This is a genomic window from Paenibacillus sp. TSM33 (assembly GCF_056099025.1).
In genome coordinates, this window is sequence record NZ_JBLZXB010000019.1 from 39809 (window position 1) to 52126 (window position 12318).

Consider the following 12318-nt stretch of genomic DNA (forward strand, 5'->3'; position numbering starts at 1 on the left):
GCAGAACTGCCTCTGAATCTCATCCAATATCTTATAAATAAAATAAAAAAATGCTTCTGTCTTCACGTTTGTCACCTGACAAACACCTGGACCAGAACCATTTTTATGTTTTAAATTCAGTGAGATAACTCAAGGACAGACACCTTATACCCTCTCTGTGTGTGCAAATGTTCTGAAGCTCCGACGCCTATTGGAATAAGATACATGCCCGCCTCGTCGTCCTGTCTTATGACTACCTTCACACCATAGACTCCCTGAATCAGTTCGGGTGTAACGACCTCTATCGGCGGACCATTCGCTATTATGCGTCCTTCCTTCATAGCGATCATCACGTCGCTATACCGAATAGCCTGATTAATATCATGCAGCACCATCACGATGGTCAGTCCGTGCTCCTGATTAAGCTGCCGAATCAGCTCCAGAATCTCAAGCTGGTAATACATATCCAGATAGGTGGTCGGCTCATCCAAAAATAAAATCGGTGTTCGCTGTGCCAAAGCCATCGCAATCCACACACGCTGCCGTTCTCCTCCTGAGAGCTGATCCAGTGTATGTGTTCTGCGTCCCTCCAGATTAGTGCAGGCTATAGCCCATTCGACTGCTTCCTCGTCCTCGTCCCGGCTGGTTGTGAACATGCTCTTATGAGGCAGTCTTCCGAAGCTGACGAGTTTTTCTACTGTCAGGTCGGAGGGAGCTTCGTTCTGCTGATGAACTACAGCCAATTGACGGGCCAGCTCCTTGGGCTTGTAGTGGGCTATCTCCTTGCCGTCCAGAACGACCTGCCCCATACGAGGAACAGCATTGTTAGACATCACGCTGAGTAGTGTCGATTTGCCACATCCGTTGGGGCCAATAATCGTAGTGATTCGTCCCCGCTCAATAACAGCATTAATTGCATGTAGACGATCTGTTTTTCGATCATAGGAGAAGGTTATATCTTTAATGTCCATAGGTGCGATCCGCCTTTCTGATCAGGAATATCAGGAATGGTCCGCCAATGACTGCCATAATAATAGAGGCTGGAATTTCATTGGGAGCAAGCACCGTTCGCCCCAGTGTATCCGCAAGCAACAACAGCAAGCCTCCGCATAAAGCAGAGAACGGAATCAGCCACTTATGATCGGAGCCAACCAGGTAGCGGGCACAATGCGGAACGAGCAGGCCGATAAAAGCAATTACTCCTGCAATGGCTGTAGCCGTTGCTGCAAGCAGCACCGCTATCACAGATATTAATAGTCGTGCGCGCGTCACATTAAAGCCCAGATTTTTAGCCGTTTTATCTTGAAGGGACAAGAAATTACACCAAGAGAAGACGAGCATGGCTAAAATTAGCCCAATCCCGCCATAGGCCACGATTACCTCGACATCTACCCATTTTTTCATAGACAAGGTTGAGGTGGTGACCTGGTTAATGCTGGTGACCGCATAACTGCCCCGATAGTTAAACGACTGACCTAGGCCGGAAAAGATGGCGTTTACTGCCACCCCAATCAGAATAAGACGAATGGGATGCAAGCCGGATTTCCATGAAAATCCGTAGACCATTAGGCAGGCCAACGCACCGCCAATAAATGAAAAGAACGGCATCCAGAAATAAAGCGCCGGAAAGAGGGTCACCGCGATCAGCGAGACCAAGGCCGCTCCCGAAGAAATGCCGATCACCCCGGAATCTGCCAGCGGGTTTTTCATGACGGCTTGCAGCAAAACGCCCGCCACTGCAAGGGCTGCACCCGCCATCACAGCTACGATAATTCTCGGGAGTCTGAGATCCTTGACCACATTTACCTGATCATCTGTTCCTGTCCACAATCCGGCCACCAACTGACTCAAATTCACCTTGAGGCTGCCTGTCATCGCTGAGTACAGCATGACACCGACGAGTAAGACAATTACAACAATAAGGCTCCATAATTTTTTGGACATGTCATCAGCTTCCTTTAATTCGAAGGATACAGCATTTTCATCAGCTCATCCAGCGCAGAGCTTGCCGCTAAATTCCCAGTGGTGCCAAACAACGGTTCAGGCAAATCATAAACATGCCCCTTTTTCACAGCGTTGAAATGCTTCCAGATATCGTTAGTTTTGAACTCTTCATCGAACATTTTTACAACCTCATCCGGCATCCCGTGTGCAGCACGCAAAATGATATCAGGATTGGATTGCTGCAAGGCTTCGGTATTGTGGGCTATGAACTCCACCTTCTCACCTTGAACCACATTTGTCCCGCCTGCAATTTTAACCAGATCCCCAATATAGGAATGTTCGGTAGCCACCAGATAGCTTCCCGGAACACCCAGTAGAATTAGTACTTTAGGAGACTTCTTGCCTTTAATTTTTTGCTGAATCTCAGTAACTTTGGCATCCAAGGCCCCATTAATCTCTTTCGCCTTTTCAGCTTTATCAAATCGGTCTCCCAGCTTTTGAATTTCCTTTTGCATATTCGCAAGGCTTTCAAAATTCAAAAACTCAGCATTAATGTTCAGGTCCTTAAACTTAGGCTCCAAATCATATTTGAGTGTGGTCACCGAAAGCACATCTGTAGGTTTCAAGGACATTACTTTTTCCATATCAGGACTCATCGGATTTCCCACATCAGGGACATCCTTGTAACGATCAGGCAATACTTTGGTGCTTGTCGGCTTGCCAGCCAAATTCAAGCCCAGCGCATCCGTAATTTCAGAAATGGCTACTGTAGTCGCCACAATACGTGGAGTTGCCGTTTTATCATCAGACGACTTTCCGCTTGTACCTGATGCCTCTGTTGAAGTCGAACCATCGCTATGGTTCTGTCCGGCCTGTGCTCCCCCGGAACATCCGGCCAGCAATAAGATCATGATGCCGATTAACATATAGAAAACAAACGCTTTCCTTTGAGCCAAAACTGCATGCTGTTTCATGAAAATGCAATCACCTCAATTCAAAATATAGAGCAACAGCGTGAGTCCCAATTTTTTCGGGTAGATTTTTGCAAATTCCTCCGGTATGTAAATGCTGACAAGTCTTGATGCCGGGGCACCAAGACTTGCTCGCATACAAACTTTGCTGTTATTCAAGCTTCAGTGATGTCCTAACCCGAGGTTATTTCACCTTTAGGCTGGCTTCATCAAATTGGAACTGGACCGTATACCAGTGATCATACGGTACTCCGCCAAGGACCAAACCAGGCACAATGACGTGTGTGTAAGCACTGATTTTCTTGGACAAGTCCCCTACCTCAAATTGAACAATACGTGTATCACCGGATGTCGAGATCACTTCCACATCTTTTAGGGTACCGTTTTGCTTCACTTGTAGAGTCGGCATCCAAGAGCTGTTTTTCAAAGTGACTTGGATATAGCGCTTGTCTCCCTTTTCAATCAATGTGGCTGGTTTATCGAGATAACCATCCATAACGGACGCTTCATTCGTTTTGTCTTTAAATACGTTGTAATTGATCGTGTATTGCTTCTCGGAAGCCGTTTGAACCGGCTGTTCAACTGCTGGTTTTGCTTCAGCTACCGAGGTGGTCGTTTCTGCTGCTTTGTCCGTAGAAACTGCTGTTGATCCAGTAGCGGTTGCGGTTGCGGTTGCAGTTGTAGCTGCATTAACTCCCTCACCTTTGAGCGATGCACGGTCAAATTGAATCTGTCCGCCGAATTTCTCATTAAAAATGTATTTCTCAGGCAGATATACCTGTGTGTACACACTCAGCTTTTTATCCAGATCCGGTACTTCGAAGGCAATTGTGTGTGTATCACCTTTTGTGTCGGTACCCACAATCGTCGGATTCGCATAGCGGCCCTCAAAGTCCGTTTGGAATAATTTCAAAGCTTGATTGTCTGTTACGGTTACATGGGCCTGGACCTTACCATTTTTCACTATCAACTTCGCCAGACTCAGTACAAATGGAGCCACCAAAGCATCCTTGTCCGTTCCGTTTGCAAGCACACGGAAGTTCGCAGTGTACTCTCCATCGGCTAAGTTATTTTTCCCCTCTTCTACTTCGTCTGCTTTGGTTTCGTTGTGATAAGATACATTACTGGTATCGAATTTAAATTCAAAATCATATACCTTTTCTACTCGATCCTCCGCCTTGAAAACCATCGGAGCGCTACTTGCCACTTTTGGAGCTTCGTAGACAACCAGTTGACCTTTTACGTTGTTCTTAAAGTCACTTACACTGAAACGAACGTCCTTCGTATTACTTGCTGCATCTTCCCGGGTCACTTCTGCATCCTGATAACCTCCACTTACGTTATCCCAAATGCGCAGCGCCTTAACTTCATTGCTGTTTTGTAGCTTCAGACCTACAAACCGTTTGTCGCCTTCCACGACCAATTGCGCTGGTTCATTAGTGATGAAGCGTTGAGCCGGAGATTCAGATCCTGTGATACCATCTGGCAGCACAATGCTGAATTTCAATGCATATTTCCCATTGGCAAGCTTGTCAAAATCCAGTTTAACGATAGGATCAGCCGCCCCTGAAGAGGTAGGCTCAACAAAGCTGCGAATGGTGGCAGGCTCGAATTGGAACTGCACATCATATACGTGGTCATATGGGATGCCACCCAAATCTAATCCAGGTACGATGACATGCGTGTTCACTGTAACTTTATCTGACAGATTAGGTACTTCAAATTGTACTGTTCTTGTGTCTGCAGAGGTGGACTGTTCAACCACCTGAGCTTCAGAACCATTTACTTTAAACGTTTTAATCCAGCTGCTCTTGTCCATTTTAATTTGAATGATATTTTTACCTGACTGTTTTAACAGTGTGGCTGGCTTTTGCATATATCCATCCATCACAGATATTTCATTGCTTCCGTTTTTAAATACGGAGAAATCAATGCTGTATCTGCCATTTTCCACTGGAGTTGTGGTTCCGTTATCCGGACCTTTAGCCGTAACGCTACTGCGATCAAATTGAAGACGAAGCTTATGATCCATCTCATAAACCCCACCTGGATAGGTCGTGCTCACATGTACCTGTGCATTCAGAATAGCGTCCAAATCGGCCACCTTGAATTTCACAACACGTGTATTCGCATTCTTATCCTCACTTACGATATCTGCATCTGTCAACGTCCCGTTTTGTTCTGTTTTGAACTCTGTCACGGTGGTGCTGTCTTTAATCGTAAAGGAGGCTTCATACTTGCCCTTCGATACCGTCAGCGTAGCCGGAGACAATAAATATTGCGCCATGGCCGATGGCTGATCTTTGGTTGCGTGCAACGCATCAAAATTAATTGAATACGTTCCATCAGCTAAATTCTTTCCAGGCGTGCCTGGTGTACCTGGCGTCCCAGGATCAACCGGGGTTGGAGCATTTGTAATGCTGTTTTTATCAAATTGAAGACGAAGCTTATGATCCATTTCATAAACCCCACCTGGATAGGTCGTGCTCACATGCACTTGTGCATTCAAAATTGCGTCCAAATCAGCTACCTTGAATTTCACAACACGCGTGTTGGCTGTCTTGTCCTCGCTTACAATATCTGCATCCGTTAATGTCCCGTTTTGTTCTGTCTTGAACTCTGTTACGGTAGTGCTGTCTTTAATGGTGAAGGAAACTTCCTTTTGTCCTTTTGCTACCGTTAAAGTCGCTGGAGACAACAGATATTGCGCCATTGCGGATGGCTGATCTTTGGTTGCATGCAGGGTATTAAAGTTAATAGCATACGTTCCATCTGCCAAGCTAGGTGATGTAGGTGCAGAAGCCAATTGAAGATCTACATTATAAGTATGCACGTAGCCCAGTTCAGGCCAGTTGATACTTACCCATGCGCTTAACTTAGCAGGTATTTCTTTAACCTCGAATTCAATAACTCGTGTATTCGCAGTTTTGTCTTCACTTACTGTAGCAACATTAGTTAATACTCCGTTTTGTTCTACCTTAAAACCATCAATTTGTTTACTGTTTTTCAAGGTAAAACGAACATACTTCTTGCCATTACGTTCAATCAAGGTGCCTGGTTTCCCCGTATACCCATCCATCATAGAAACTTCATTCGTTCCATCCTTCAAAAGAGTGAAGTCCAGATTGGATGTCGTTTCTGGAGAGCTTCCATTTTCTGTGATACTATTTTTATCGAACTGAAGACGAAGTTTATGGTCCATCTCATAAACCCCACCTGGATAAGTCGTGCTCACATGGACCTGTGCATTCAAAATTGCGTCCAAATCAGCTACCTTGAATTTCACAACACGCGTGTTGGCTGTCTTGTCCTCACTTACAATATCTGCATCCGTAAGTGTCCCGTTTTGCTCTGTTTTGAATTCTGTTACGGTAGTGCTGTCTTTAATGGTGAAGGAAACTTCTTTTTGTCCCTTCAATACCGTCAAAGTCGCCGGAGACAACAGATATTGGGCCATGGCCGATGGCTGATCTTTGGTTGCATGCAAAGTATCAAAGTTAATAGAGTAGGTTCCATCCGCCAAAGTTGTTGGTACAGGTACAGAAGCCAACTGCAGATCTACATTATAAGTATGCACGTAGCCCAACTCAGGCCAGTTGATGCTCACCCATCCATTCAGCTTGGCTGGTAGTTCTTTTACTTCAAACTCGATAACTCGTGTATTCGCATTCTGATCTTCACTTACAATAGAGGTGTCAGTTAACACTCCATTTTGCTCTACCTTAAAGCCATCAATTTGCTTACTATTCTTTAACGTAAACTGGGCATATTGTTTGCCTCCACGCTCAATTAGCGAGCCTGGCTTCTCCGTATACCCATCCATCATGGACTTTTCCTCTGTTCCATCTTTCAAGAGGGTAAAGTTCAAATCAGTTAATTTTTCTCCTGTGCCAGGAGGCGTTACCGGCGGTATCACTGGTGGAACCGTTGGATTCTCGGTTGAGTTTTTAAGTCTCAAACTGGAAGGATCAAACTCAATCCATTCCTTCACTGAACGGTCCGGATCGGTATCTACATACCATGGAGAACTGCTGTTAAATCCAAACTCCGTATTTACATTTTGATGAAAATCATAAACATCGAAGCTTACCGTTCCCGAAGCTTTTCCGGAATCTACTTCTATTTTGGCGGGAACCGTTTCCCCGTTTTGTTCAACTAGAAATTTCGAAAGCCCTTGAGCCTCTGCAAATTTAAATGAAAAATGGTATTTTCCATCTTTAATAATCAAATCTCCAGGGTAGGTATAATTTGTTTTAAAACTCGAATCCTTGGTGCTTCCACTGACTGTCTTGCGCAAAGGCTTATAATCAATCAGGTATTCTCCATCTGCATAAGTCGCTTCAGTTGTTGTTATAGCATTGGTAGGCTCAACATATGGACCGGGCAGTTCTACCGGATACTCATAAGTAGCATACGTAGCACTAGTCACTGTAGTGCTTGAGTCAGGCAAATTCGACGAAGTGGATTCATCCTCGGGTGTTGCTCCTGCGTATGGTGAAAATAAAGAAAACAACATTAGAATAGCAGCGAATGTCGTAATATATTTGTTCAATCGGCTTTTCAAGGTGATGTATCCCCCTACTTAAAATATACTCATTTGGAGCTTTGGAACTAAGCTCCAAATGAGCATTCAGTTCAAAATCATTATCTCAAAAAGAAACCCTTAGATATCACTGTCGTCGAATTGGAATTGAACAACATAGTCGTGATCGTAAGGAATGCCGCCAGTGTATTCTTTTGGTACACTTACATGCAACTTAACGTTTAATTTTTGAGCAAAATTACTTACAGGAAACTCTACTATTCTTGTATCACCTGATGTACTTACCACAGTCGCATTCACATACTGGCCGTTTTGTTGCGTTTTGAATTCAGTAACCCAAGCACTTTTAGTAATAGCTACTCGCACTTTGTATTGACCATTCGTAACAATCAGTGTGGCTGGTTTTTTTACATAACCATTGGTATCCATGTAAGAAGGCTCAGTGGTTCCATCTTTATAAACGGTATAAGGTAATTGATACGTTCCATTAGGCAAAGCCGCGTTCGCTTGATTAGCTGAGAATGGGGCTAGTACCACAAAAACAAGCGCAGCCATCAATACAGTGAGCATTACTTTTTTTAGAGACAATTTCTCCATACGATTCATAATCATGTTCATGTTTTAATCTCCTTTTACGTTTTATTTTGGATTAGATTTCGTCGAATTGCAGTTGTACATCGTACTTGCCTGTGTAGCCAATCACTGGGATGGTAATTTCAGCGTAAGCATTTACTTTTGCATTCAGGTCAGCCACTTCGAATTCCACGACACGAGTGTTGTTCGCCGTATTTGTGCTTACTACAGTCGCATCTTGCAGTACGCCATTTTGCTCTACTTTGAACGCCGTAATCAGATTACTGCTTTTCACAGTCAGACGAACAACATTTTTGCCATTAGCTACCGTAACCTGAGCAGGCTTCGTCAGATAGCTGTCCAATCGAGAAGTTTCATTGGTTTGATCCTTCAGAACGGTATAATCTACGTTATACGTGCCGTCGGCTGCTGATGCTTTAGCAGAAAGTGGAGCCATCAGTGCAAAAACAAGTGCTGTCATGATCAGTGCTACGAATGCCTTCTTGAAAGAAAATTGCTCAAAGCGATTCATTACCATATTCATATCTACACACACTCCTCATTTTTTTATGCTTGAATTTATGTTGATTTTATGAACGATAAAGATAGCTTCAATTTACTTTTTGGAAGATTTGGCTGATTTCGTTGACTGGACGGCTGCAACTTTTTTGATGCTTTTGGAATCAAAAGCGAAGCGGATCGTATAATCATGATCGTAATTGTATGCAGGGACAGTAACATGGATTTTAGAGATCAACGGGCTGTTGACACTCGCAATGGGAAATTGCACGGTGCGAGTATCGGCTTTGGCATCCTTTTGGATGACCTTGGTATCGATGATTTTGCCTTTGTAATCCACTTTAAAACCGGTTGTCCATTCACTATGATTCAGCTTAATTTGCATGGTCATTTGACCTTTCTTTACATACAACTTAGCTGGTTTTTCAAAATAATCATTTGCCATGGACACCGAATCATTTTCTGCCTTGAGAATATTGTATTTGAGCGTGTATGTACCATCCGCCAATTTTGGAGAAGCCGCAGCGGCTCCTACAGATGACGAAGTTGGCCAAAAGCTCAGCACACTCACCAGCAGAAACACAGCAATAATTGCAGAATACCCCTTCTTCATTTTGACAGCAGTTCCTCCCCACGAGAATATAACTAATTGATTATCATTCTCAATTAATAATTTAAAAAAAATAGCTCTTTTCGAGCTTGTCTCCCCACCTCTCTATTCCATAATTTCGCAAAATCAAGTAAACCCATCACCAATATATCTTACACTTTTCGAAAATGTCAATATGTATTTGTGTGTACGTAATCCCTTGATATATGCTATTTTTTAATAAAAATTTGTAGTTCTTTCTTCTATAATTCGAATCACTACTTTTTATTTTTAGTTCAAAATTTATTTAAAAATTTGCTTTTTTCAATTGACAATCCTCAGTGATATTCATTATCATTCTCTTATACATAAATGAAAATGATTATCATTATTGTTTAACTTGAAATTTGCAGGAGGAATAACATGAAATCTTATGTGTTGTGGTCGTCCGCAGCGCTTTTATTGGCAGTTACCGGATGTAGTAATGGTACCTCGACCGCAGATCACAAACCAGCCAGCGCTTCCGTATCTACCGCCTCAAGCACGACAAGCGGCGCGACGATTCAAGTTACTGATTTTTCAAAACGGACGTTGGCGTTTCAAAAGGTCCCTCAACATATCGTTGCGCTCAGCAATGGTGATCTGGATATTATTTACGCATTAGGCGGGACAGCCGTGGGCAGACCCAACTCCAATGGAGCTTCCGTCGTCCCTGCTGCTGAAAACGTTCAGCAAATAGGCTCCACGCATGAAGTAGATCTGGAGAAAATTACGATGCTCAAACCAGATGTCGTGCTAGGCAATTATCCTATGAATGAAAAAGACATTCCAGCTATTGAAGGAGTCGGTTCACAGCTGCTGCTGACTGGAGCCAATTCAGTCCAGGATATCCAATCACAAATTACGCTGTTCGGACAATTACTGCAAAAGCAGGCCGGAGCCGTAAAGCTGAACCAACAAATTGACCAACAGGTAGCCAAGCTGCAAAAGGAAACAGCCTCTACCTCCAAACCGAAGGTGTTGCTGGTATACGGAGCCCCGGCCACGTACATGGCAGCGCTGCCGAATTCTCTAGGCGGAAACATTCTGGAAGTTGCAGGTGGCTCCAATATCGCCGCTGATTTTCCGGGTCTGCAAAATTTCCCGCAATATGCGCAGTTGAACACAGAACGCATCGTACAGGCTGACCCTGACTACATCTTTATTATGACCCATGGCAATACGGAAGAGGTTAAAGCCGCATTTATAAAAGAAATGCAGGAAAATGCAGCTTGGAACAGAATCCGCGCAGTCCAAAACAATCAGGTCGAGGTTCTACCTTCAGATTTGTTCGGGACGAATCCGGGAACACGGGTCACTAAAGCGCTGGATTTGATGCACCAAAAGCTGTATCCGGCGAAATAGGCGATGTCGATGAACAAACTACAGCGCACCAGAAGACGCACCATCGCCTGGATTACTCTTCCGATCTTACTGCTATCCGTCTCTGTGTACGGTCTGGCCTACGGTTCGGTGTCGATTCCACTTCAAGAAATCAATCAGGTTTTGCTACATAATGATGAATCCACATATCGCACGATCCTAATGGATCTCCGACTCCCCAGAGTATTGGTAGGTTTACTGGTAGGCGCTTGTCTGGCAGCTTCTGGAGCGCTTCTTCAAGGTGTCATGAAAAATCCATTGGCTGACCCAGGCATTATTGGGGTATCGGCTGGAGGTGGACTTGCAGCCGTCTTTACGATGGTGATGCTTCCACAACTGAGTTACCTTCTTCCGGTAACGGCCTTTTTGGGGGCCTTTCTGAGCGCGATCGTCATTTACCTACTGGCTTGGGACCGAGGGGCTTCCCCTGTCAAAATTGTGCTGGCTGGTGTTGCGATCAACGCGTTGCTGGGCGCGCTCACCAACGGCGTAATGGTCATGTACAGCGACCGCGTACAGGCTGTACTTCCTTGGCTATCCGGCGGGTTAAATGGACGAAGCTGGCATCATCTGGAGTTCATGGCTCCTTACGCTATCATTGGCTTAATCGCCTCTTTGTTTGCCATTAAGCCTGCAAATTTGTTGCTATTGGGTGATGATTCAGCACAGCTGCTGGGCCAGCGGGTAGAGCTTCAACGGATGCTCATTATTTTGCTCTCTGCCCTGCTCGCCGGCACGGCAGTCAGTGTAGCCGGGCTGATCGGGTTCGTAGGACTGGTCGTCCCCCATGTTATAAGGCTGCTCATCGGGGAAGATTACCGTTTTCTCCTCCCCCTTTCCATTGTGGGCGGCGGAACACTGGTTGTCCTGGCGGATACGGTGGCACGCTCTTGGTTTGACCCAATTGAGCTGCCTGTCGGTATTTTGCTGGCCGTCATTGGGGCACCGTTCTTCTTAATCCTGCTCAAGAAACGGGGGAATTTTGGATGACAGCCATTCAGGGTGAGCATCTTTCCTTACAACGCGGATATTTCCAGCTGGACGATGTGAACATTACCTTGCCCGCTGGACAACTCACTGCCATTGTCGGTCCCAACGGCTCGGGCAAGTCTACACTTTTGCGAATTTTGACCCGTCTGCTCAAGCAGGATCAGGGCAAGGTTTCCGTACTGGGCAGGCCCATAGAGGAATACAAACGGCGTGATTTTGCCCAGACGATTACAATGCTGCCACAAATGAGGGATATGCTGCCGTTATTAACGGTTCGTGAGCTGGTCGCTTATGGAAGATCTCCTCATACCAAGGGCTTGAGTACAAGTCCTACCAGACAAGACCAGCATATTATCGACCATGTCCTAGAAATCACAGGCATCAAGCCCTATGCAGATCGGATGTTCCATACTCTATCGGGAGGTGAACAACAAAAAGCGCGAATTGCAATGGCCCTGGCCCAACAAACGGGTATTCTTTTACTCGATGAACCGACTACTTTTCTGGATATCGCTCATCAATTTGAAGTTATGGATATGCTGCGGCGTATCAATCACGAGTCCGGCTTGACGATTGTTATGGTACTGCATGATTTGCAGCAAGCTGCGGCCTATTGTCATCATATGATTGCGCTTAAAAAGGGACGAATCGCCGTTGCTGGCGAACCCCGTCAAATTTTGACGTCTGCTTTTCTTCGCGACATTTATGAAATGAACGCTACCATCAAATTTGAGGATGGCTATCCGGTTATTATACCGACCATACCACATCATTCAGGAGGAATTTAA

The 12318-nt window shown here is 44.8% G+C and carries 10 protein-coding genes; 3 read left to right on the forward strand and 7 right to left on the reverse strand.

The features are described 5' to 3' along the window. Window positions 1-116 precede the first annotated feature (116 nt). The 7 genes from ACN6NF_RS21025 to isdC form a co-directional block, all read right to left on the reverse strand. On the reverse strand, window positions 117-950 hold the full coding sequence (locus tag ACN6NF_RS21025) for an ABC transporter ATP-binding protein (protein ID WP_474319435.1): 834 nt from the start codon (window positions 948-950) through the stop codon (window positions 117-119). Then, on the reverse strand, window positions 940-1923 hold the full coding sequence (locus ACN6NF_RS21030; protein ID WP_474319436.1) for a FecCD family ABC transporter permease: 984 nt from the start codon (window positions 1921-1923) through the stop codon (window positions 940-942). Before ACN6NF_RS21030 ends, ACN6NF_RS21025 begins: the two co-directional genes overlap by 11 nt. Window positions 1924-1937: 14 nt before the next feature. Then, window positions 1938-2897, reverse strand: coding sequence for a heme ABC transporter substrate-binding protein IsdE (isdE, locus tag ACN6NF_RS21035; protein WP_474319437.1), 960 nt, complete (start codon window positions 2895-2897; stop codon window positions 1938-1940). A gap of 181 nt (window positions 2898-3078) precedes the next feature. Next, entirely contained in the window at window positions 3079-7458 is a 4380-nt protein-coding gene (locus tag ACN6NF_RS21040; RefSeq protein WP_474319438.1) for an NEAT domain-containing protein, read from the reverse strand. A 99-nt stretch (window positions 7459-7557) separates the two neighbouring features. Then, entirely contained in the window at window positions 7558-8055 is a 498-nt protein-coding gene (locus tag ACN6NF_RS21045; protein ID WP_016820293.1) for an NEAT domain-containing protein, read from the reverse strand. Between the two features lie 31 nt (window positions 8056-8086). Continuing rightward, window positions 8087-8554, reverse strand: coding sequence for an NEAT domain-containing protein (locus tag ACN6NF_RS21050; protein WP_031462237.1), 468 nt, complete (start codon window positions 8552-8554; stop codon window positions 8087-8089). A gap of 72 nt (window positions 8555-8626) precedes the next feature. Continuing rightward, complete coding sequence (gene isdC, locus ACN6NF_RS21055; protein WP_474319439.1) at window positions 8627-9142, reverse strand: heme uptake protein IsdC; 516 nt, start codon at window positions 9140-9142, stop codon at window positions 8627-8629. 399 nt (window positions 9143-9541) lie between these two features. Between isdC and ACN6NF_RS21060 the strand changes: the two genes are divergently transcribed. From ACN6NF_RS21060 to ACN6NF_RS21070, 3 genes are read left to right on the forward strand one after another with little or no spacing between them, the layout of a single operon-like run. Further along, window positions 9542-10522, forward strand: coding sequence for an ABC transporter substrate-binding protein (locus ACN6NF_RS21060; protein WP_474319440.1), 981 nt, complete (start codon window positions 9542-9544; stop codon window positions 10520-10522). A gap of 9 nt (window positions 10523-10531) precedes the next feature. Next, window positions 10532-11530, forward strand: coding sequence for a FecCD family ABC transporter permease (locus ACN6NF_RS21065; RefSeq protein ID WP_474319552.1), 999 nt, complete (start codon window positions 10532-10534; stop codon window positions 11528-11530). Continuing rightward, complete coding sequence (locus tag ACN6NF_RS21070) at window positions 11527-12318, forward strand: ABC transporter ATP-binding protein (RefSeq protein WP_474319441.1); 792 nt, start codon at window positions 11527-11529, stop codon at window positions 12316-12318. Before ACN6NF_RS21065 ends, ACN6NF_RS21070 begins: the two co-directional genes overlap by 4 nt.